The sequence below is a fragment of the Simiaoa sp. genome (assembly GCF_051972595.1).
GTDB classification, from domain to species: Bacteria; Bacillota; Clostridia; order Lachnospirales; family Lachnospiraceae; genus Acetatifactor; species Acetatifactor hominis.
The window spans coordinates 11,724-32,560 of sequence record NZ_JBOKRY010000034.1 but is presented as its reverse complement, the minus strand read 5'-3'; the positions used below and the strand labels follow the sequence as shown (position 1 = coordinate 32,560).

Annotated in this window: 20 protein-coding genes and 1 pseudogene; 14 read left to right on the top strand and 7 right to left on the bottom strand. The window is 48.7% G+C overall.

What is annotated here, in order from left to right; genetic code table 11:
• Window positions 1-240: 240 nt before the first annotated feature.
• Together ACTRDR_RS11340 and ACTRDR_RS11335 are read right to left on the bottom strand one after the other, a co-directional pair.
• A complete protein-coding gene (locus ACTRDR_RS11340) occupies window positions 241-1,491 on the bottom strand; it encodes a GntP family permease (protein ID WP_440527594.1) in 1,251 nt (416 codons plus the stop codon).
• 38 nt (window positions 1,492-1,529) lie between these two features.
• Entirely contained in the window at window positions 1,530-2,681 is a 1,152-nt protein-coding gene (locus ACTRDR_RS11335; RefSeq protein ID WP_440527592.1) for a glycerate kinase family protein, read from the bottom strand.
• Between the two features lie 359 nt (window positions 2,682-3,040).
• On the opposite strand from ACTRDR_RS11335, the gene ACTRDR_RS11330 reads away from it, so the two are divergent.
• The gene (locus tag ACTRDR_RS11330; RefSeq protein ID WP_440527591.1) at window positions 3,041-4,120 is read left to right on the top strand and encodes a CdaR family transcriptional regulator; all 1,080 of its coding nucleotides are present in this window, start codon (window positions 3,041-3,043) and stop codon (window positions 4,118-4,120) included.
• Here the strand turns inward: ACTRDR_RS11330 and ACTRDR_RS11325 are convergent.
• Window positions 4,117-5,505 carry an alanine/glycine:cation symporter family protein gene (locus tag ACTRDR_RS11325; protein ID WP_440527589.1) on the bottom strand — a complete coding sequence of 463 codons (1,389 nt, stop codon included), beginning with the start codon at window positions 5,503-5,505 and terminating at the stop codon, window positions 4,117-4,119. The genes ACTRDR_RS11330 and ACTRDR_RS11325 overlap by 4 nt on opposite strands.
• 203 nt (window positions 5,506-5,708) lie before the next feature.
• On the opposite strand from ACTRDR_RS11325, the gene ACTRDR_RS11320 reads away from it, so the two are divergent.
• Both ACTRDR_RS11320 and ACTRDR_RS11315 read left to right on the top strand, forming a co-directional pair.
• On the top strand, window positions 5,709-7,628 hold the full coding sequence (locus ACTRDR_RS11320; protein WP_440527588.1) for a glycoside hydrolase family 2 TIM barrel-domain containing protein: 1,920 nt from the start codon (window positions 5,709-5,711) through the stop codon (window positions 7,626-7,628).
• Window positions 7,603-8,544, top strand: a complete 942-nt coding sequence (locus ACTRDR_RS11315) for a beta-galactosidase small subunit (protein WP_440527587.1) — start codon at window positions 7,603-7,605, stop codon at window positions 8,542-8,544. The genes ACTRDR_RS11320 and ACTRDR_RS11315 overlap by 26 nt, the downstream gene beginning before the upstream one ends.
• On the opposite strand, the gene ACTRDR_RS11310 is transcribed toward ACTRDR_RS11315, so the two are convergent.
• Both ACTRDR_RS11310 and ACTRDR_RS11305 read right to left on the bottom strand, forming a co-directional pair.
• Window positions 8,523-9,260 (bottom strand): NAD-dependent protein deacylase, encoded by a 738-nt coding sequence (locus ACTRDR_RS11310; RefSeq protein WP_176862269.1) that lies wholly within the window; start codon window positions 9,258-9,260, stop codon window positions 8,523-8,525. The genes ACTRDR_RS11315 and ACTRDR_RS11310 overlap by 22 nt on opposite strands.
• Window positions 9,261-9,263: 3 nt before the next feature.
• Window positions 9,264-11,048 (bottom strand): hypothetical protein, encoded by a 1,785-nt coding sequence (locus ACTRDR_RS11305; protein ID WP_440527585.1) that lies wholly within the window; start codon window positions 11,046-11,048, stop codon window positions 9,264-9,266.
• 18 nt (window positions 11,049-11,066) lie between these two features.
• On the opposite strand from ACTRDR_RS11305, the pseudogene ACTRDR_RS11300 reads away from it, so the two are divergent.
• The 11 genes and pseudogenes from ACTRDR_RS11300 to ACTRDR_RS11250 all read left to right on the top strand — a co-directional run bounded on the left by ACTRDR_RS11300 (window position 11,067) and on the right by ACTRDR_RS11250 (window position 19,616).
• Window positions 11,067-11,256 (top strand): annotated as a pseudogene (locus ACTRDR_RS11300) (hypothetical protein).
• A 174-nt stretch (window positions 11,257-11,430) separates the two neighbouring features.
• On the top strand, window positions 11,431-12,264 hold the full coding sequence (locus tag ACTRDR_RS11295) for a YdcF family protein (protein ID WP_440527583.1): 834 nt from the start codon (window positions 11,431-11,433) through the stop codon (window positions 12,262-12,264).
• 216 nt (window positions 12,265-12,480) lie between these two features.
• On the top strand, window positions 12,481-12,663 hold the full coding sequence (locus ACTRDR_RS11290) for a DUF951 domain-containing protein (RefSeq protein WP_176862275.1): 183 nt from the start codon (window positions 12,481-12,483) through the stop codon (window positions 12,661-12,663).
• A gap of 98 nt (window positions 12,664-12,761) precedes the next feature.
• Window positions 12,762-13,052 (top strand): 30S ribosomal protein S6, encoded by a 291-nt coding sequence (gene rpsF / locus ACTRDR_RS11285; protein WP_022154888.1) that lies wholly within the window; start codon window positions 12,762-12,764, stop codon window positions 13,050-13,052.
• Window positions 13,053-13,073: 21 nt separating this feature from the next.
• Window positions 13,074-13,532 carry a single-stranded DNA-binding protein gene (locus ACTRDR_RS11280; RefSeq protein WP_154495397.1) on the top strand — a complete coding sequence of 153 codons (459 nt, stop codon included), beginning with the start codon at window positions 13,074-13,076 and terminating at the stop codon, window positions 13,530-13,532.
• 66 nt (window positions 13,533-13,598) lie between these two features.
• Window positions 13,599-13,862 carry a 30S ribosomal protein S18 gene (gene rpsR / locus ACTRDR_RS11275; protein WP_022154890.1) on the top strand — a complete coding sequence of 88 codons (264 nt, stop codon included), beginning with the start codon at window positions 13,599-13,601 and terminating at the stop codon, window positions 13,860-13,862.
• 79 nt (window positions 13,863-13,941) lie between these two features.
• On the top strand, window positions 13,942-14,772 hold the full coding sequence (locus ACTRDR_RS11270) for a TrmH family RNA methyltransferase (protein WP_440527581.1): 831 nt from the start codon (window positions 13,942-13,944) through the stop codon (window positions 14,770-14,772).
• 145 nt (window positions 14,773-14,917) lie between these two features.
• A complete protein-coding gene (locus tag ACTRDR_RS11265; RefSeq protein ID WP_176862279.1) occupies window positions 14,918-16,969 on the top strand; it encodes a DHH family phosphoesterase in 2,052 nt (683 codons plus the stop codon).
• Between the two features lie 24 nt (window positions 16,970-16,993).
• Complete coding sequence (rplI, locus tag ACTRDR_RS11260) at window positions 16,994-17,440, top strand: 50S ribosomal protein L9 (protein ID WP_176862281.1); 447 nt, start codon at window positions 16,994-16,996, stop codon at window positions 17,438-17,440.
• A 17-nt stretch (window positions 17,441-17,457) separates the two neighbouring features.
• A complete protein-coding gene (gene dnaB, locus ACTRDR_RS11255) occupies window positions 17,458-18,813 on the top strand; it encodes a replicative DNA helicase (RefSeq protein ID WP_176862283.1) in 1,356 nt (451 codons plus the stop codon).
• A gap of 119 nt (window positions 18,814-18,932) precedes the next feature.
• Window positions 18,933-19,616 carry a helix-turn-helix domain-containing protein gene (locus tag ACTRDR_RS11250; protein WP_440527580.1) on the top strand — a complete coding sequence of 228 codons (684 nt, stop codon included), beginning with the start codon at window positions 18,933-18,935 and terminating at the stop codon, window positions 19,614-19,616.
• 34 nt (window positions 19,617-19,650) lie between these two features.
• On the opposite strand, the gene ACTRDR_RS11245 is transcribed toward ACTRDR_RS11250, so the two are convergent.
• Together ACTRDR_RS11245 and pflA are read right to left on the bottom strand one after the other, a co-directional pair.
• The gene (locus ACTRDR_RS11245; RefSeq protein WP_022154896.1) at window positions 19,651-19,821 is read right to left on the bottom strand and encodes a DUF362 domain-containing protein; all 171 of its coding nucleotides are present in this window, start codon (window positions 19,819-19,821) and stop codon (window positions 19,651-19,653) included.
• Between the two features lie 137 nt (window positions 19,822-19,958).
• Window positions 19,959-20,696 (bottom strand): pyruvate formate-lyase-activating protein, encoded by a 738-nt coding sequence (gene pflA / locus ACTRDR_RS11240; RefSeq protein WP_117465717.1) that lies wholly within the window; start codon window positions 20,694-20,696, stop codon window positions 19,959-19,961.
• Window positions 20,697-20,837: the final 141 nt, after the last annotated feature.

Genomic DNA, 20,837 nt, shown 5'->3' with positions numbered 1-20,837 from the left:
CGTTCGCCGTGGGCGTTCGTGGGGTTTACGGCAACCCTACGTTACGAGCCATGCACTCAATTCATAAATGTGTCGCAAAAGATGCTCCACATTTATTTCATTGACGGCTGTCGCCGTATAAAGTCAAAAACAAAAACAGCGACTTGTGAGCAAGCTCCCAGATCGCTGTTTCTGTTTTGACTTTGCATGGCTCGTAACTCTCAAGTTACAGCGTACTCAAATTCCAGTCAATCCTCATTCTTACAGTAAATAAATAATACTTGAAACAACAGTGCTGGTCAGGCCGACCAGGGCCTCATAAGGGATCAGCTTCATTCTCTCTTTGATCTGCATATTCACAGAGCCGCCTGTCGCATGGAAGAAGGAGCCGTGGGGCAGGGAATCGACTACAGTAGCTCCGGCATGGATCATGGCGCCGGCATCGATAGCGGATACTCCGCTTGCAACAAGCGTACCGGAGAAGGTCTGGGATGCGATCGTGGCTCCGGCAGTGGTAGATGCGGTAGCGGCTGCCATCAGAATACCGGCAATCGGTGCCAACAGGAAGGACGGCAGATTACCCGCTTCCAGTAAGGCAATCATGTCATACTGAATATTGGAAGCCTTAATGATTCCGGCCAAAGTACCGGTTCCTACCAAAAGAATAGATACCCCCACTACTTTGCTCAGTCCGAATTCCGTATAAAAAATAATATTCCTGATCTGCCCGCAGCATAACATACATACGATACCGCCGATGGGAAGCGCAATCAGAGGGTCGATGGAGATTCCTACGATCGGACGCAACGCCAGAAGAAGGATCACCACCACAGGACCGGCAATGGCTGCAAGGAAAGAAGGCAGATTCTTATCAGTGACCTGTTCCAGATCCGCTTCCGTAACCATAACACCGGATTTCCTGGAAAGTAAGGTAGACAACAGGATGGTAACAACCAGCGCGGCCAATGCGGGAACAATATTACGGATCATCAATGCAGTCAGATCTATCTGAAAGGCTTCCGCCGTGGCAATTGTGTTGGGGTTCGGAGAGATAATATTACCGGCTTTTCCGCCGCCGATCATGGCCAACAAGACGGACGGCTTATTATATCCTGCCTTTTCCGCAATCGCCATGGCAATGGGAGCTACCGTGATTACGGAAATATCAACGAAGACACCTACGGCACAGATGATCATGGTAGCGACAGCTACAGATACCAGAGCAAAACGCTGCCCCAGTTTCTTGACAATCACATCCGCGATTTTTTCCGCAGCCCCGGTCTTGATGAGAGCACCGGCCAAAATACCGGAAGTGAGGATGCGAAGTACGGATGACATCATACTCTGTGCACCGGATACCATGGTGCCTACAGTGCCGGTCAGACCGCCGCCTCCTACGATACCGCCAATGAGAGCACCCAGGATCAGACTGTAGGCGGGATGTACTTTTTTAATAATTAGTATAATGGCAATGATGAGGCCGACGAGAGCCCCGAGGGTTGTGAATTCCATAGCTAACTCCTTTTGTAATTTAATGTGATTTGATCATTCTATTTTGAAACAGTTGTAAAAGTATGGATGGTGCGGAAGACCTGTTCCACCGTATCTGCCATATTTGTCATTGCATTGTCGGTGTGCATGGCTTCTTCCAGAGATACGACAACTCTTAAAATAGGAAAAAACGCATCAATACCTTCCGCATTGCAGGCCACGGCATCTTTGGTGACACATCCGGAGAATGCCAGTACCGGTTTGCTGTACTCTTTCGCAATTTTGGCAACACCGATCGGAGCCTTGCCCATGACCGTCTGCCCGTCAAGACGTCCTTCACCGGTGATGACGATATCGGCATTTTGCACATACTGCCGTAGATTGGTCTCATCCAGCACAATCTTAATACCGGATTCCAAAGTAGCATTACAAAAGGTTAAAAAGGCAAATCCCATTCCGCCGGCAGCTCCGGCACCGGGATATTTTGCATCCGCATGAGGAAACTGCTCTCTGGCGAGGGTGGCATAATAAGCCAGCCATTTATCCATCTGCATAATCATAGTAGGGGTAGCGCCCTTCTGAGGTCCGAAGATTGCAGAACAGCCCTGTTCACCGCAGAGAGGATTGGAGACATCGCAGGCAACGCGGAAACTGCAGTCCTTAAGCTCGGGAAGCACATGCTCGGTTGTGATGGATTCCAGATTCTGCAGCCCCTTTGCTCCGAAGCTGATCTGATTCCCGTTTTTATCCAGAAAACCAAACCCAAGCGCCTGCAGCATTCCTACACCACCGTCATTGGTGGCGCTGCCGCCGATACCCACGATAAAATGTCGGCAGCCATTTTGAATGGCATCTTTAATTACCTCTCCCACACCATAAGTGGTGGTGTTCAAGGGATTTTTTTCCTCACCGTTTACTAACGTAATGCCGGCGGCCCCGGACATCTCGATAATGGCGGTATTTGTCTCATCGATAATACCGTATTGGCAGACAACAGGCCGTCCTACCGGACCCGTTACCTGCACCTGCGTCATACGTCCGCCGCAGCCGTTTACCAGCGCATCCACAGTGCCTTCTCCGCCGTCTGCCAGGGGGCGCACTGTGACAGAAGCATTTTTATAGACACGTTTGATGCCGGCGGCAGCACTTAATCCTGCCTGCATGGAGGTCATACTTCCTTTAAATGAATCAATTGCAATTACTACGTTCATAAATTCCTTTCCGGCCGGAGTGGATCCCCCGGATCTCCTCTTATCGCTATGTGAAATGATACGGATCAATGTTCGCGCGTGAACTTTATAATGATATTATAGTAGAGAGCCGGGAAATTAAAAATGTTATACGTGACATTTGTATATTGAAATGTACAAGATAATATGTTATGTATACCATATATAGTGAATAATCACGGATAGCATGGTACAGACTTACCGTATATGCATATTGAGGCACTATTAGTCAGCGCGTATGTTGTAGAACTTAGAACCATGCAGTAATGGCTTTAGGTGCAAGCTATATTTATCACCGGCATGTACCCGGCACAAAAGACATTGCGGAAATGAGGACGAATATGGAACTTATCAGCAGAGCAATGGCACAGCAGATCGTGGATACGGTAAAAGATGTCTGCAGTCAGAACATCAACTTCATCGATGAAAAGGGAATAATTGTGGCCAGTACCGACCGGGACCGTGTCGGAACCTATCACGAGGTGGGCTACCGGGTCGTGCTGGAAGGGAATACCATAGAAGTCACCGATGACAATAGTTTCCGTGGGACACGCAAAGGGATCAATATTCCCATTACCTATAATAGGCGGATCATAGCGGTGATCGGTATCAGCGGAGAAGTGGAGGAGGTCAGAAAGTACGCATATCTGGCACAGAAGATCACGGACATCCTGTTAAAAGAGAGAGAACTGGATGCGCTGGGAGCTCAGAAGAAGAACCGCCTGAATTACGTGATCCGTTGTCTGGTGAACCGGGAACCGCTGGCGGATCGTTACCTGAAGGATACGTTACAAGAAAACGGTCTGACGGAAAAATCTGTCTGCCGTGTGGTAGTGGTGCAACTGAATTCCAGATACAATCCGAACAACCTGTTTATGATCCAGTCGGCTATTACACAGACGTTTGCCCAGATGCAGGCGGGATTTTACAGATACAATTACCCGAATGAATATATTCTGATCATAGAAGAAAATCTGCTGGAACAAAAAAAGTGGGCATTGAGAAAGCTTTCGGAGAATTATCGGAACGTATTGGAGATTGGTATTGGAAATGCCGCAACAGTAGAGAGATGTGCACAGTCGTTTGAATGCGCAAAGGCTGCATTGCGGTGTGCAACGGAAGAGGATAATCTGGTGTGTTATGATAATCTGGATTATGAACTCCTGCTGGCAGATACCTCAGAAGAAATTCGTTCCCAGTACCGCAACAAAGTACTGGGAACGTTGACTGACGAAGAGAAGGAACTGCTGCAGGTCTATTTTGTCAAAGAAATGTCTCTGCAGGATACAAGTGAAGCTCTTTTCATCCATAAGAACAGCCTGCAGTATAAGTTAAACCGTATTGCGGAGCGCAGCGGATATAATCCGAGAAAATTCACCGATGCCGTAGTATTGTACAGTGCATTGAAACTTCTCGTTTAGTTCTCTTTTGCAAAATATTCCTTTGTCATCTTCACTACAACACCGGACAGCAGGAACACAGCGATCAGGTTGGGGATGACCATGAGCCCGTTGAAGGTCTCGGCGATGCTCCACATCAGTCCGAGGTTCATGGTAGCGCCTACGATAGCTGTAAGGGAATACAGCACCATAAAAGGCTTGTTGGAGCGGGAACCGAAGAGGAATTCGATACATCTGGTACCATACAGTCCCCAGCCAATGATGGTGGAGAAAGCGAAGCAGCACATCGCCACAGCGGTAAAGACAGATACCCAGTTGCCGTAGACAGCGGTGAATCCGCTGATGGTCAGCTCCGCACCGGCAGCTTCACCGTAATTTACGGGTACGCCGCTGCACAGGATGACCAGCGCTGTCATGGTACAGATGATGATCGTGTCCACGAATACCTCAAAGATGCCGAAGAAGCCCTGCTTTACCGGCTTCTTCGTATCGGCACAGGCGTGGGCGATGGAGCCGGTACCAAGACCGGCTTCGTTGGAGAAGATACCGCGGGATACGCCCTTTTTCATGCTCATGAAGAAGCTTCCTACCACACCGCCGGTCACGGAAGCGGGATTGAAAGCACCTTCGATAATAGAAGCAAATACAGCAGGTACAGACTTAATATGGAAAAAGATCACACCCAGTGCCAGCACGATATACATGATCGCCATGAAAGGTACCAGCTTGGAGGTGACATTGCCGATACGCTTGATGCCGCCGATCAGGATCAGGGCGATGATGATCGCCAGTGCCACGCCGATGATCAGGTTGACAAGCTTCACAGCATCTGCAGGCAGTACGTTAAAGCTGCTCAGAGCAGAATCAATGGCAGTAGTGATAGTGTTGACCTGTGTGGCATTACCGGTACCGAACACAGCCAGCACACCGAAAGCGGCAAAGAAATACGCCAGGAAGTGCCATTTTTTATCCAGTCCGTTCTTAATATAATACATGGGACCGCCTACCAGGTCGCCATGTGCATTGGTCTCGCGGAAGTGTACAGCAAGTGTTACCTCAGCGAACTTGGTGCACATGCCGAGCAGCGCAGATATCCACATCCAGAATACCGCACCGGGACCGCCAATGGCGATGGCACCTGCCACACCTGCCACATTACCGGTACCAACGGTAGCTGCAAGAGCGGTACATACCGCCTGGAAAGGTGTCAGGGCTCCATCGGAGGCTTCTTTTTTCTTCATCATACGTCCCAGTGTCACCTTCATGGCGTAGGGGAACTTGCGGATCTGCAGGAAACGGGTCCGGATACTTAAATACAGACCGACACCGATGATACAGATCATGGCGGGGACGCCCCAGATGAAATTGTTGACAACACTGTTGACTGCTTCAATTGTGGATAACATAGACGAAATCTCCTATCATTTGTGGATATAAGGCAAATACCTTTATAGATTAACATATTTTCACATATGCTGCCACAACAATCTTGATTTCCGGGTAGCGTTGTATCATTGGATCTGTTTTTTCCGAAAGAGAGAAATACTTGTTGCGTGGAAGAAAATTCACAATTATTATAATAGAAAAGGGATAAATAAGGAGGACCAAAATGGAAGCAGATATCAGATGGCTGGATGACCCACAGGTGTTCCGGGTCGGTCAGCTGCCGGCCCACAGTGATCATCCGATCTATCAGGATACGGAAGAGGCGGCAGAGGGAAGAAGCTCCCTGGTACAGTCTCTGGACGGGACCTGGGAGTTCGCCTATTCGGTGAATGCGAAAAGCCGGCCGGTAGATTTCTACCGGGAAAATGCCGATAGTGCACAGTTCGATACGATCCGTGTGCCGGGGCATATTGAACTGGCAGGTTATGACCAAATTCATTATATCAATAACATGTATCCCTGGGAGGGGAAAATCTACCGCCGCCCGGCTTACACACTGGGGAAAGGTCTGGCAGAAGGTGCTTTCAGTGAGGCGGAGTATAATCCCGTAGGAAGTTATCGCAAGCGTTTTCATCTGGAGGAAGGTCTGCGGGGGAAAAGGGTAATCATCTGTTTCGAAGGTGTGGAACAGGCAATGTATGTCTGGCTGAATGGGCATTTCGTGGGATATGCCGAGGACAGCTTTACTCCCTCCGAATTCGATCTGACACCATATATTAAGGAAAAGGACAACCTGCTGGCGGTGGAAGTGCATAAGCGCAGTACGGCTGCTTTTCTGGAGGATCAGGATTTCTTCCGCTTTTTCGGAATCTTCCGGAGTGTGGAATTATATGCCAAGCCGCAGTGGCACGTGGAAGACCTCTGGGCGAAGCCTTATTTATCCGTAGAGGATGGAAAAGGCACGTTAGATGCAGCAATCAAAATATCTGCTGAGGATGAGGGACAGCGTCCGGGCAAAATGCGTGTATGCCTGTCGGATGCCAACGGGAAATGCCTGTTGGAGCAGACACAGATTTTGCAGTCACAGGCGGAGCAGACGTTGCATCTTCGGGAAACATTGGCAGAAAAAGTAATCCCCTGGAGCCATGAGAACCCGTACTTATATCAGTTGGAAATCACTCTGACAGACAGTGAGGGGGAAGTGACGGAAGTGGTGCCGTATAAAATAGGCTTCCGTGATTTTGTGCTGGATCCGCAGGATAAGGTAATGAAGCTGAATGGTGAGCGGCTGGTGATCTGTGGCGTGAACCGTCATGAGTGGAATGCAGCATCCGGCAGATGCATTTCAATGGAAGACATGAAATGGGATATTGCCTGCTTCAAACGCAACAACATCAATGCGGTCAGAACCTGTCATTATCCGGACCGCAAGGAATGGTACGGACTGTGCGATGAAGCCGGAATTTATGTGATGGCAGAGACGAATCTGGAGAGCCACGGTTCCTGGCAGAAGATGGGTGACGTAGAGCCCTCCTGGAATGTACCGGGTTCTGTACCGGAGTGGAAGGAAGCGGTAGTGGACCGCGCCAGAACGAATTTTGAATGTTATAAGAACCATCCGTCAATCCTGTTCTGGTCCCTGGGCAATGAATCCTATGCCGGGGATGATATCGCTGCGATGCAGCAGTTTTTCAAGGAAAAAGATGACTTGCGTCTGGTGCACTATGAGGGTGTTTTCCATAACAAGGCATATGAGGATGTGATTTCCGATATGGAGAGCCGGATGTATGCATATCCGCAGGAGATTATAGATTATCTGGAAAACGACCCGAAAAAGCCGTATCTGTTGTGCGAATATATGCATGATATGGGCAATTCCCTGGGTGGAATGAATTCCTATATGGACCTGCTGGACCGCTTTGAGATGTACCAGGGTGGATTTATCTGGGACTATATAGACCAGGCACTGTGGGTAAAGGACGAAGTGACGGGACGCAGAGTACTGCGCTACGGAGGAGATTTTGATGACAGACCCAGTGATTATGAATTCTCAGGGAACGGAATCTTATTCGCAGATCGTAGTGAAAAACCGGCAATGCAGGAGGTGAGATATTATTATGGCACTCAGAATCGTAATCGGTGATGCGACTATCGGTATACAGGGACAGGATTTTTCCTATATTTTCTCCGTGGGATGCGGAGGCATGGAGTCTTTATATAAGGACGGCAAAGAGTGGCTGTACAGGACTCCCCGACCGGCTTTCTGGCGCGCGGTCACGGACAATGACAGAGGGTGTGGATTCGCATTCCGCAGTGCAGTATGGTCCGCCGCGGATCGTTTTGTACGCTGCAGCCGGGTAGAGGCCCGGATGGATGGAGAGGAGATTGCCATCCCGCTGGCACCGGCGAATAATAAATACACCGGAAAAGAGACCTGCGACAGATTCGAGATCATCTATACGTATGAGACACCGACGGTTCCGGCGACGGAAGTGATAGTGACTTATACGGTGGAAACGGACGGCAGAATCCATGTGCAGGCAGATTATTGTGGAAAACAGGGTCTGCCGGAGCTCCCGGTATTCGGAATGAGGTTTCTGATGCCCACCGCAGCGGAGCGGTATACCTATGAAGGGCTGTCAGGAGAGACCTATCCGGACCGTATGGCAGGAGGAATCCCCGGTGTGTATGAAGTACAGGGACTGCCGGTGACACCTTATATGGTGCCTCAGGATTGCGGAATGCATATGCAGACCAAATGGCTGGAGATCGTCAGGAAGACGTCCCTGGATAATACAGACCGTGAAGGAAGAAGCAGCCGTTTGAAAATAACCGCGGAAGAGGGAAAAGACTTCGCATTTTCTTGTCTGCCTTATACGGCACAGGAACTGGAAAATGCCATGCATCATGAAGAACTCCCTCCTGCCCGCAGGACGGTGTTATCCATTCTGGGAGCAGTGAGAGGTGTGGGAGGTATCAACAGCTGGGGCGCTGATGTGGAAGATGCTTATCATATCAGCGGAGAACAGGATATCTCTTACGGATTCTGGATCGAGTGAAATACTTCCCCGATCGGTCCCTGGATCAGGAGATCCGCATTTTTGTCTCTGGGGGTTGTGCTTTTATTGATGACCACCAGTTTATCACCCTGAAAATAATCAATTAACCCGGCTGCGGGATAGACAGCCAGAGAAGTGCCGCCGATGATCAGGACATCTGCTTCGTGGATGTATCTGACGGCGGCATTTATCGTCTTTTCATCCAGTCCTTCCTCGTACAGTACCACATCCGGCTTGATGGTGCCACCGCATTTTTCGCAGTGCGGTATGCCGGTGCTGTTTAAGATGGCATCCAGACCATAGAACTGATGGCATTTTTCACAGTAATTGCGCAGTACCGAGCCGTGAAGCTCCAGGACAGTCTTGCTTCCGGCGGCCTGATGCAGTCCATCGATATTCTGCGTGACCACAGCACGCACCTTTCCGGCACGTTCCAACTCCGCCAGCTTTTTATGGGCGGCGTTCGGCTGAGCTTTTGGGAAGAGCATCTTATTCCGGTAAAAACGGAAAAATTCTTCCGGATGGGAACGGTAAAAGCTGTGGCTCAATATGGTCTCCGGAGGATAGTCGTATTGCTGATGGTACAGACCGTCCACGCTGCGGAAGTCCGGAATCCCGCTTTCGGTGGAGACGCCGGCACCGCCGAAAAATACAATGTTATCGTAGGTATCAATGATCTTTTGCAATTCCTTGATCTGTTCCTCCAAATTTTCCATAAGTTATTCCTCCTTTTCCTGATGAGAATTACGAAAATTATGAAAATATTGTTTCAGTACCGGCTGCAGGCTGGCGTAAATTGTACCGATCGACAGATATTTAAACAGCTGCAGCAGGATGTAGACACCGCAGGAATAAAAGCTGTTGATGAATTTCTGCATATCGTCGGTAAACCATCCGGTAAACAGACCACAGCCAAATCGCAGTAAAACAGCACTGAGCAGAATCCCACAGCTTAGAATCCACAGTTCCAGATCGGTTCGGTCTCCGTGGAAGAGTCCATGGATCACGCGGACGGTCAGCACAAAGAGAGCAAGCAGAGCCAGCAAAAATACGGGCTTTCCCGACACCTGATAGACGGCATTCATTTTATTCAGAAGAGATACCATACCGGAACTATAAATTTCATTGAAATCATATAAGGTCTCGTCGACAATGGAATCGTAATCTGCTGCCTGAAACTGTGACAGTGTAGGATACACTGCCAGGCAGGAGGTAAATGCCTCCATCCGGCGGATATCCGACAGACGCCCGGTACTTTTGGCAGAGCTGCTTAGGGCACAGTCCGTATAACCGGCGATCTTCCATACGTTTTGCAGAGTATCGGACAGGATGCCCGGAATTTCCGAAGGTAATATTCCTCTGGATTGGGAGGAAAAATAGAGCGCACCATCCTGTTTTTCTGTTAAATCACCCTGTTCTACTGCTGCATGGAGCTCAGAGAGAACGTTGCCATAAAAGGTCTGCGCACTGACGGCATCCGGGGAATCGTCGGAGTCCTGTACCGCATCCCGTAACACCCAGCTGAAATGGTCGCCGGGGATCTCTCCGTTACTCGTAGACCAGTCTTCCACATAGGAATCTAATAGCGGCTGGAGCTGTTGCAGGGTCGGACTGACGGCCTCCGCTCTGGCGATAGTCTCCCTGGAGATCCAGATGTCGGAGCCTGTTTCCGTATTGCCCTGCAGATGATAGAACAGGGACATCAGTTCGGCAAAATTTCCCTCCGTGCGATCGTTGGTCAGGAATACACCGTAGTGGACCTGATTAATGGCGGAAATCGTCATGTTGCCGCCAAACAGAAGTAATATCGGCAGCAGAAGCATGAGGCATTGAAGCAAAAGCTGCCGTCCTGTCCGGTTTTTATGCAGTGCCAGTATCACATAGCCTACATTCCACACCGTCATGACAGCGATAAACGGCAGGATCCAGACGGAATCCTCCCGGATCTGCCAGAAAAAGGCAAGAGCCACGCCGGTCAGAACCGCCCAGGGAAGCTGCTTTTTTAAGGGCAGCTCCTTGCGCAGGGTAAGACCGATCATGCCGGAAAATACAACCAGCACCATTCCGGGAACAATGGCCATACGGTACAGGCGCTGTGTCACCAGCTGCGTCAGACTGATGGGAGAAAATAACAGAAGCAGATACAGGAGCGTCTGTCCGTAGGGATTCTTCCATCTGACGGATAATGCGCGGACGAACAGCCAGGAACCCACAGCCTGCAGTAGAGCCAGCAGCACGGAATAGGGCAGACATAATTTTTTCGCAAGAACCAGAAACACCGGATAGCCGATTCCTTTCGCGAGAGTATAGGCGTCGTAGCTGCCCAGCCATACACCACTTAAGAGATCGTAGGCATTTTCGAACAACATCCGGTCGTCATAGCGCTGGTCGGCGAGGATCATATAAGGGATCCGCAATCCGGCGAGTATCCGGAGGACAGTAAAAAACAGGATTATAATAGGAAGACATTTTGTAAGAATCTTTTTCGGGGTCGGTCTGCACATAAGAATCCTTCTTTTTTTATGTATTATACTAAGATATCGGGGTCAAAAGCCCCTGATTTTGATGCCTACGGATTGTTCCGTGCTACGCACTATCACAATCCTACCCAATATTCGCATATCGTGGGATTATCATCCCACTTTTATGCTCATATCGGGGGCGGGTCCTAAGGTCTTTCACCCACTTATGAGCAAGCTCATATGGGTTTAGACCTTTTGACCCTGGCATCATATTAATTACATCACATTTTCCCGCGGGGTACAAGTCAGTCGGTGCCGGTAAAAGAAAAATTTTTAAAAAATTAAGAAAACCCTAAACTATGTGGTATTGAGCCCGGCGAGCAAGATATGCTACAATAAGCCATAGGGAAAGATTGGAGGATGTATGAAGAGGGACCGCTTGATTCCGGTGGAAAAAAGTAAAAAAGTGATCTATCTGGATCCCAGAGGCAGAGGCGTGGATCAGAAGCACTACGGAGCAAGGGCGCTGTATGTTCTTGCGGTGCTGTGCGCGCTGTATTGTGTGGGAATCGGGCTGTTTGTCGGCTTTGGTAGTTTCTTTTTCCTGATCTGGGGCGTGATCGCCATATTTTGTGCAGCGTGGGGCTGGATACTGACTCATAAATCCGTGCAGGAGAGAATCCCACGCTGGATCCGGATGACATTCCGCGCGCTGGTGGCAGCTGGAATGCTGTTGCTTCTTATATTAGAAGGAATGATCTTCGGGCAGTTCGGCGCGAAAGCAGAGGCGGGAGCGGACTACGTCATCATACTGGGAGCCCAGTGGAAGACTACCGGTCCAAGCTATGTACTCCAGAAACGTCTGGATAAAGCCATAGAATACCTGAATGCCAATCCGGAGACGAAAGTCATCGTGTCCGGCGGACAGGGCTATAACGAGCCTGTCAGCGAAGCGGAGGGGATGAAAGGGTATCTTGCGGATGCCGGAATCGATCCGGAGAGGATATTTACGGAGGATGCTTCCACGAATACGACACAGAATCTGATCTACAGTGGAGAACTATTGAATAAATCGGAGGACAGTGTGGTCGTTGTCACCAACAATTTTCATATGTTCCGGGCTCTTGCCATTGCGAAGAAGCAGGGATATCTGCATGTGGAGGGACTGTCAGCCGGAACTTATCCTCTCACAGTACCGAATAATCTGCTGAGAGAAGCTTTTGGAATAGTGAAGGATTTCATGGCGAACAACTTATAGGACCCGCCCCGATATGAGCATAAAAGTGGGATGATAATCCCACGATATGCGAATAGAGGGTCGGATTGTGAGAGTGCGTAGCACGAAGCAATCCGTAGGTATCAAAGTCGGGGACCTTTGACCCCGACATCCTTATAGGAACAAGGTTACAGGTACCGGCTGCGAAGTGCCGGCACAGGAGTGGACATATAGGCAAGGGAGACGAGGAAGAGTGTTATGGATATTAATGTGGGAGATGTATTGAAACTGAAAAAACAACATCCCTGTGGCAGCAGAGAATGGGAAGTACTTCGCGTGGGAGCGGACTTCCGACTGAAATGTCTTGGCTGCGGTCACCAGATTATGATCGCACGGAAATTATTAGAAAAAAATGTGAAAGAAATCATTGAAAAAGCTTGAAAAGTGCACGTGGATATGGTAATATGTTTCTTCGTGAGACACTTTATTCCTTGCTCATATGTGAAATATGGGCCAGAGACCAAAAGGAGGTAACTAACATGAACAAGTACGAATTAGCCGTTGTTGTTAGCGCTAAGATCGAGGATGATGAGAGAGCAGCCGTTGTTGACAAGTGCAAGGCACTGGTTGAGAGATTCGGCGGCAACATCACAGAAGTGGACGAGTGGGGCAAGAAGAAGCTTGCTTACGAAGTTCAGAAGATGAAAGAAGCTTTCTACTACTTCATCAGATTCGAAGCTGAGAGCACTGTTCCTGCAGAGATCGAGAGCCGTGTTCGTATCATGGACAACGTGATCAGATACTTATGCGTTAGACAGGACGAGGCATAAACAGAAAGCGAGAAGCGAAATATGAATAAAGTAATTCTTATGGGACGTTTAACAAGGGATCCTGAGGTGAGATATTCTCAGGGAGCTACCGCAACAGCGATCGCTCGTTTTTCCATTGCAGTAGATAGAAGATTTAAGCGTGATGGCGAGCCGGATGCTGATTTTATTAACTGTGTAGCGTTTGGTAAGACTGGCGAGTTTATCGAGAGATATGGTCACAAGGGAACAAAGTTCGTTGTGGAAGGACGTATCCAGACCGGCAGTTATACCAATAAGGATGGACAGCGTGTGTACACTACCGATGTAGTGGCTGAGAACGTAGAGTTCGCAGAGAGCAAGAATGCATCTGCCGGCAATAATGACGGTGGATACCAGAACGCTGGTTTTGGTGGTGGTAATAATGCCCCCGCTCCTTCCGGAGCCGGTGATGGTTTTATGAACATCCCTGACGGCATCGATGAAGAATTACCCTTTAACTAAGTTTCAGTGACAAGCGGAGCTGACACCCGCCTCTGCCCTGACAGATTCCGATAGGAGGTAATAATAATGGCTTTTAATAAGACTGAGAAGACCGATTCTCCGATGAGAAAAAAAGGCGGTATGCGCAGAAGAAAGAAAGTTTGCGTATTCTGCGGTAAAGATAACGTAATCGATTACAAGGATACAGCTAAGCTGAAGAAGTATGTATCTGAGAGAGGTAAGATCCTTCCTCGTCGTATTACCGGTACCTGCGCAAAGCATCAGAGAGCACTGACCGTTGCTATCAAGAGAGCACGTCACGTTGCACTTATGCCTTATGTAGCTGAATAATTCAGACTAAGACAGTATTAAGAGACCAGCCGCAAAAGTGGCTGGTCTTTTTTCGACGTATGCATGGAGACGAAGCAGCATGAAAATAATACCAATCACAGATTTACATACACCGGAGCTGGAGATTTATAATGAGCGCAGGGAAGTACAGCTGCTCCGCTATTACGAACCGGCTCCCGGTTTGTTCATTGCGGAGAGCGCCAACGTGATCCTGCGGGCGCTGGCAGCGGGATATGAACCGTTGTCTATTTTGATGGAGCAGAGAGAAGCGGATTCCGAGAAGGGAAGAGAAGTCCTTGGGCGGATCATGGAGATATCGGAGGAAATTCCTGCCTATGTGTCATCTAACGAGGTTCTATCCCAAATCTCAGGCTTCAAGCTGGCGCGTGGCATGCTCTGTGCCATGCGACGGAGAACTTTGCCGAAGATGGAGGAACTGTGCCGGGGTGCCAGACGCATCGCTATCCTGGAAAATGTGGTGAACCCCACGAACGTAGGAGCAATCTTCCGCTCCGCAGCAGCACTGGGGATTGATGCGGTACTTTTGACCGCAGGCTGTAGCGACCCGTTGTACCGTCGTGCGGCGAGAGTCAGCATGGGGACGGTATTCCAGGTACCCTGGACATTTCTGGGGACGGAAGACTGGGCGGATCGCACTATGGAACAGTTGCGTGGCATGGGATACCGTACCGCAGCCATGGCGTTAAAGGAAGACAGCCTGTCACCGGATGCACGGGTATTACATGAAGCGGAAAAGCTTGCAATCATTCTGGGTACGGAAGGGGAAGGCCTGGCAGCGGACACCATCGCAGACTGCGATTATACGGTCTGCATCCCCATGGCAAGAGGTGTGGATTCCCTGAATGTGGCGGCAGCAAGTGCGGTGGCATTCTGGGAATTATGCAGATAATATCGATTCTAACCTGAAATGCTGACAAAAAGCACAAATTTGACAGAGGAATATTGTCTATTCGTCAAAATAATATGGTGGCGGAGCGCTTTATTATTTGTTATAATAGAAGTTGTCGAACGCAAACATTGAGAGGTGTTCTTTGATGAAAAAACGAATCAAACTGAAGGGAAGAATCCGTACATATATTCAGTTCACCCTGTATCTGGGACTTTTGCTGCTGGCAATTGATGCTGCGGTATTCATGCTGGATTTTCGTGCCGGATTGCTTACTTTCGGATTTACGATCTTCTATTTTGCAATTACGCTGACGTTGTATTTCTACAATAAGCCCATCATTATGAACGAGCTGATCAGTTTTGCCACGGAGTATGGACAGATCCAGCGAAAGCTGTTACGGGATCTGGATCTGCCGTATGCACTTTTGGACGATTCCGGCAAAGTGATCTGGACGAACATTGCTTTTGAAAATGTCGTACATCAGCCGAAGGGCTATAGTAAGTCCATCACATCCTTGTTCCCTACCATTACCAGGGACAGGCTCCCGGATGATTCCGGTGTGGATGAGGCGCAGTATGAACTGGAATACGAGGGCGGCGAATATGTGGCAAAATTCCGCAAGATCTCTCTTAAGGAGATGGCGGAATACAGTGATATGATCGATGCGGAAGGGTACAACGGCTATTTGATCGCCGTATATCTGTTTGATGAGACTGCGCTGCATATTGCATTGCAGGAAGTAGATGATCAGAGCCTAACGGTGGGCATGATCTACCTGGATAACTATGAGGAAGCACTGGAGAGCGTGGAAGAAGTCCGCAGATCTCTGCTGATCGCATTGATTGACCGTAAGGTGAACAAATACATCGCTTCCCTGGACGGTATCAGCAAAAAGCTGGAGAAGGACAAGTACCTCGTGATCATGCGGAAAAAAGCGGTAGCACAGCTGCAGGAGAGCCGTTTTGATCTGTTGGAAGAAGTGAAGACTGTTAACATCGGCAACGAGATGGCTGTGACCATCAGTATCGGTATCGGACTGGATGGTCTGACCTATGCACAAAATTATGAGTTCGCCCGTACTGCCATTGATCTGGCACTGGGACGTGGCGGCGACCAGGCGGTCATCAAGACCCCGGAGAGCATTACCTACTACGGCGGCAAGAGTCAACAGGTAGAGAAAAATACCCGTGTCAAGGCGAGAGTAAAAGCCCACGCCCTTCGGGAGATCATTACCGGCAAGGACCGTGTCATCGTTATGGGTCACCGGATGCCGGATGTGGACAGCTTTGGATCTGCAGTGGGCATCTACCGGATTGCCCAGACTTTGGGCAGAAAAGCTCATATTGTACTGAACGAGGCGACGACTTCTGTTCAGCCCCTGGTAGAGCTGTTTAAGAATAATCCGGAATATGATGAAGATATGATCATCACCAGCCAGCAGGCAATTGATATGGCAGGCAGCAACACCGTACTGGTAGTCGTGGATGTCAATAAGCCGTCCATTACAGAATGCCCGGATCTGCTGCGCTTCTGTAAATCCGTAGTGGTTCTGGATCACCACAGACAGGGCACGGAGACCATAGAAAATGCCACGTTATCCTATGTGGAGCCTTATGCATCCTCTGCCTGCGAGATGGTATCCGAGATCCTGCAGTACACTTATGACAATATCAAGATCCGTACGGAAGAGGCAGATTGCATGTACTCCGGTATCATGATCGATACCAACAATTTTATGACCAAGACCGGTGTCCGCACTTTTGAAGCGGCAGCATTTCTGCGTAGAAATGGTGCAGATGTGACCCGTGTAAGAAAGCTGTTCCGTGAGGATGCCGCAGAATACAAGGCAAAGGCAGATGCTGTCAGTCAGGCGGAAATCTACAAACAGTTCTTCGCAATCTCTCTGTGTACCGCAGAGGATCTGCCCAGCCCTACGATCATTGGGGCACAGGCAGCCAACGAACTGTTGAATATCAAAGGAATCAAGGCAAGTTTTGTGCTTACGGATTATCAGGGCAAGATCTATGTCAGCGCCAGATCCATTGATGAAGTTAATGTACAGATCATTATGGAGCGTATGGGCGGCGGCGGTCACATGAACACCGCAGCGTGCCAGATGGAAGGCGTTGGACTGGTGGAAGCCATCGGCGTATTAAAACACACCATTGACGATATGCTGGAATCCGGAGAGATTTAGAGACAGGAAAGGCAGGTTACTATTATGAAAATTATTTTACTTCAGGATGAAAAGAAGCTGGGCAAAAAGGGTGATATTATCGAAGCCAGCGAAGGATATGCAAGGAACTATATTTTACCGAAAAAGATCGGCGTGGAAGCAACCTCCAAGAACATGAATGATCTGAAGCTCCACAAGGCAAATGAAGAAAAAGTGGCACAGGAGAACCTGGATGCTGCAAAGGCACTGGCTGCAGAACTGGAGACTAAGCAGGTCGTGGTTAAGATCAAGGCAGGAGAAGGCGGCAGAACCTTCGGCTCCGTATCCTCCAAGGAGATCGCAGCTGCCTGCAAGGAGCAGCATGGCATTGAAATCGATAAGAAAAAGATTCAGCTTCCCGAGAGCCTGAAGAATTTCGGCTCTTATGAAGTGACAGTGAAGCTTCATCCGCAGGTGGCAGCGAAGCTGACGGTGAAAGTTACGGAGGCATAGAAGACCCCATGCCGGCAATGGATGAAAATGTAATCAAAAGAATAATGCCCCATAGCCTGGAGGCGGAGCAGTCAGTGATCGGATCTATGTTCATTGATGCGGAAGCCATTGCGGCGGCGACGGAACAGATATCGGGTGATGATTTCTACAATCGTCAGTACGGCATCGTGTTTGATACCATTGTGGAGTTGAACAACGAGGGGAAACCGATCGACTTCGTAACCCTGCAGGACAGACTGCGGTCGAAGGAGGATGTGCCGCCTGAAGTCAGCGGACTGGACTTTCTTACGAATCTGATCGCAGCGGTTCCTACCTCCGCCAACATCAGATACTATGCGGGAATTGTGGCGGAGAAGGCTACCTTGCGACGCCTGATCCGTACCAATGAAGAGATCGCCAACACCTGTTACAGTGGCAAGGAGAGCCTGGACACGATCTTAGAGAGCACCGAGAGTAAGATCAACGAGGTCGTACAGAAGAAAAACGTCAAGGAATTCGTGCCGATCCGTACGGTAGTCATGAATGCCATGGACAAGATCGAGAAGGCATCCAAGCTTCACGGAACGGTTACAGGTATTGCCACCGGATTCATTGATCTGGATTATCGTACCGCCGGGATGCAGCCCTCCGACCTGGTGCTGATCGCAGCCCGTCCTTCTATGGGTAAGACGGCGTTTGTACTGAACATCGCGCAGCATGTAGCTTTTAAGCAGAATCTGCCGGTAGCCATATTCAGTCTGGAAATGAGTAAGGAGCAGCTGATCAACCGTATGTTTTCCCTGGAATCCAGCGTGGATGCACAGAAGCTCCGTACCGGTCAGTTAAATGATCAGGAATGGGAACGATTGATTGAGAGCGCCGGTGTCATCGGTAAGTCCAGGCTGATGATCGATGATACCCCCGGTATCAGCATTGCAGAGCTCCGCTCCAAATGCAGGAGAATGAAGCAGGAAAATGGACTGTCCATGATCATCATCGACTACTTACAGTTGATGTCAGGCAGCGGCGGCAGAAGCAGCGACTCCAGACAGCAGGAGATCTCCGATATTTCCCGTTCATTAAAGGCGGTAGCCAGAGAGCTGTCCGTGCCGGTACTGGCACTGTCCCAGCTGAGCCGAGCCGTAGAGCAGAGACCGGATCACAGACCTATGTTGTCTGACCTGCGTGAATCCGGAGCAATCGAGCAGGATGCCGACGTTGTAATGTTCATCTATCGTGATGATTATTACAACCATGATTCACCGGACAAGGGTATCTCAGAGATCATCATTGCCAAGCAGAGAAACGGTCCGATCGGAACCGTACAGCTGGCATGGCTGCCGGAGTATACCAAGTTTGCCAACCTGGAAAACGACAGAAAAAAAGATTTTTAAGTATTCTGCGAATACAGAATATAAAACACGAAAGAGAACAAGTAAGGGAAAATCCCCTGTACCTGTTCTCTTTTTTATTTCGCATTTTCATATTTTGATAATTTAGAAAGGGAGAGATTATGGGAGAGTATTTATTGATTTCGGATGCGGCAAAACAGGTAAAGGTGGAGAGCCATGTGCTTCGCTACTGGGAGGAAGAACTGCACCTGCCCATCAAGCGTAACGAATTGGGGCATCGCTATTATACGAAAGAAGATGTAGAACGCTTCAAAGAGATCAAGAGCATGAAAGAAAGGGGATTACAGTTGAAAGCAATTAAAATGATATTAAAGGACGGGAAACTGGATGTACTGCCGGAAGAAAAGACAGAAAAAGAAACGGCTGCCACACCGCGTATGGCAATTGAAATTGTAGATGAGACAGTGAAGAAAACAGTACCATCATCGGCGCAGGAGACCTCGCTGACAGGCGAAAACCGGGAGGAGAAGGTGAAAAGACTGCAGTGGATATTGCAGCAGATGATCCGTGAAGCAGTAAGGGAGAATAATCAGGAACTGTGCAGAGAACTCAAGGAGAGCATGGTCAAAGAACTGGATTATCAGTTCCGCAGCAGAGAAGAGCGTGAGGAAGAGCGGGATCGCAGGCTGGAACAACGCAGCGAAGAATATTATCAGAAGATGGACGAGCTGTTACGTAAAAAGACCAAAGGACGGTTGCAAAAACAGCCGAAAGAAACATCTGTGAATCCAAAAGAGAATGATAAAAATAAGGCAGAAAAAAAGAAAAGGCATTTCATTTTCTGAAATGCCTTTTCCGGGTTGCGTTCTAAGTCAGGAATTAATCCTCTGCGATAGCACCAACGGGGCACTGACCTGCGCAGGAACCGCAGCTGATGCACTTATCTGCATCGATTTCGAACTTTCCGTCGCCCATGCTGATAGCGCCAACGGGGCACTGTGCCTCACAAGCTCCACATGCTACACAAGCATCACCAATAACAAATGCCATAATCTTTTCCTCCTATTTTGCGTGTATCAAATCATATTGCTTGATACAAATTTATCAATATAACTATTAGTATTGTAATATAAATAGGGCTTGAATACAAGTCTTATTTAGTATTTTTTATCATTAGTTACAGTTGTTTATTTATATTTATTAAACTCCAGGATCTTCTTCGCATTTTGAATTCTCTCCTCGGTGGGGGGCTCCACACCCTCCAGCTTATAGGGAATTCCCAGCTCTTTCCATTTATATTCTCCTAATGTGTGATAGGGAAGAACTTCTACCTTCATAACGGTATCCAGAGTGTCAATGAATTCTCTTGTTTTCTTCAGATATTCGTCATTGTCAGTGATTCCGGGTACCAGTACATGACGGATCCACATGGGGATACCCTGTTCGGAGAGGTATCTTGCGCAGTCCAGAATGTTTTTGTTAGTATGGCCGGTGAGTTTTTTGTGCTCCTCATCATCAATATGCTTGATGTCCAACATGACAAGATCGGTATATTTCAGTAATTCGTTGAATTTGGAGAAGAAGGGCTCTTCTCTGGTAAAAGGCTGTCCGGAAGTATCAAGGTTTGTGTTGATGCCTCTCTCGTGAGCCTTGCGGAAGAGATCGATCAGAAAATCGATTTGTAATAAAGCTTCGCCGCCGCTGACGGTGATGCCGCCTTCTTTGCCCCAGTAGCTGCGGAAACGCTCTGCCTTATCCAGAAGCTCGTCTGCTGTCATCAGATTGTCGGTGTCGGGATTCCAGGTATCTACATTGTGGCAATATTGACAACGCATATTGCAGCCCTTGAGGAAGATCAGATAGCGGATTCCGGGTCCGTCTACTGCGCCGAAGGATTCTAATGAGTGAATTCTGCCTTTGATCATTGTAATAATCTCCATTCTCTGCCATGCAGGCAGCTGAGGGGGTGAGTGTAGTTAACACTATTCAAAACTCCATTCGCAAAATCGTTCCTTCGGAACTTTCTTTTTGCTCATGGAGATGGCTTCGCCAAATAAATATTTTCA

Bases quoted from the DNA above. Each gene is read 5' to 3' on its own strand.
- ACTRDR_RS11335 (WP_440527592.1), bottom strand. From the start codon at position 2,681: ATGAACGTAGTAATTGCAATTGATTCATTTAAAGGAAGTATGACCTCC.
- ACTRDR_RS11295 (WP_440527583.1), top strand. From the start codon at position 11,431: ATGAAGAGGGACCGCTTGATTCCGGTGGAAAAAAGTAAAAAAGTGATC.
- ACTRDR_RS11305 (WP_440527585.1), bottom strand. From the start codon at position 11,048: ATGTGCAGACCGACCCCGAAAAAGATTCTTACAAAATGTCTTCCTATT.
- rpsR (WP_022154890.1), top strand. From the start codon at position 13,599: ATGGCTTTTAATAAGACTGAGAAGACCGATTCTCCGATGAGAAAAAAA.
- ACTRDR_RS11290 (WP_176862275.1), top strand. From the start codon at position 12,481: ATGGATATTAATGTGGGAGATGTATTGAAACTGAAAAAACAACATCCC.
- ACTRDR_RS11320 (WP_440527588.1), top strand. From the start codon at position 5,709: ATGGAAGCAGATATCAGATGGCTGGATGACCCACAGGTGTTCCGGGTC.
- ACTRDR_RS11270 (WP_440527581.1), top strand. From the start codon at position 13,942: ATGAAAATAATACCAATCACAGATTTACATACACCGGAGCTGGAGATT.
- ACTRDR_RS11265 (WP_176862279.1), top strand. From the start codon at position 14,918: ATGAAAAAACGAATCAAACTGAAGGGAAGAATCCGTACATATATTCAG.
- ACTRDR_RS11330 (WP_440527591.1), top strand. From the start codon at position 3,041: ATGGAACTTATCAGCAGAGCAATGGCACAGCAGATCGTGGATACGGTA.
- ACTRDR_RS11245 (WP_022154896.1), bottom strand. From the start codon at position 19,821: ATGGCATTTGTTATTGGTGATGCTTGTGTAGCATGTGGAGCTTGTGAG.
- rplI (WP_176862281.1), top strand. From the start codon at position 16,994: ATGAAAATTATTTTACTTCAGGATGAAAAGAAGCTGGGCAAAAAGGGT.
- ACTRDR_RS11325 (WP_440527589.1), bottom strand. From the start codon at position 5,505: ATGTTATCCACAATTGAAGCAGTCAACAGTGTTGTCAACAATTTCATC.
- ACTRDR_RS11315 (WP_440527587.1), top strand. From the start codon at position 7,603: ATGGCACTCAGAATCGTAATCGGTGATGCGACTATCGGTATACAGGGA.
- ACTRDR_RS11340 (WP_440527594.1), bottom strand. From the start codon at position 1,491: ATGGAATTCACAACCCTCGGGGCTCTCGTCGGCCTCATCATTGCCATT.
- ACTRDR_RS11310 (WP_176862269.1), bottom strand. From the start codon at position 9,260: ATGGAAAATTTGGAGGAACAGATCAAGGAATTGCAAAAGATCATTGAT.
- ACTRDR_RS11280 (WP_154495397.1), top strand. From the start codon at position 13,074: ATGAATAAAGTAATTCTTATGGGACGTTTAACAAGGGATCCTGAGGTG.
- pflA (WP_117465717.1), bottom strand. From the start codon at position 20,696: ATGATCAAAGGCAGAATTCACTCATTAGAATCCTTCGGCGCAGTAGAC.
- ACTRDR_RS11250 (WP_440527580.1), top strand. From the start codon at position 18,933: ATGGGAGAGTATTTATTGATTTCGGATGCGGCAAAACAGGTAAAGGTG.
- rpsF (WP_022154888.1), top strand. From the start codon at position 12,762: ATGAACAAGTACGAATTAGCCGTTGTTGTTAGCGCTAAGATCGAGGAT.
- dnaB (WP_176862283.1), top strand. From the start codon at position 17,458: ATGGATGAAAATGTAATCAAAAGAATAATGCCCCATAGCCTGGAGGCG.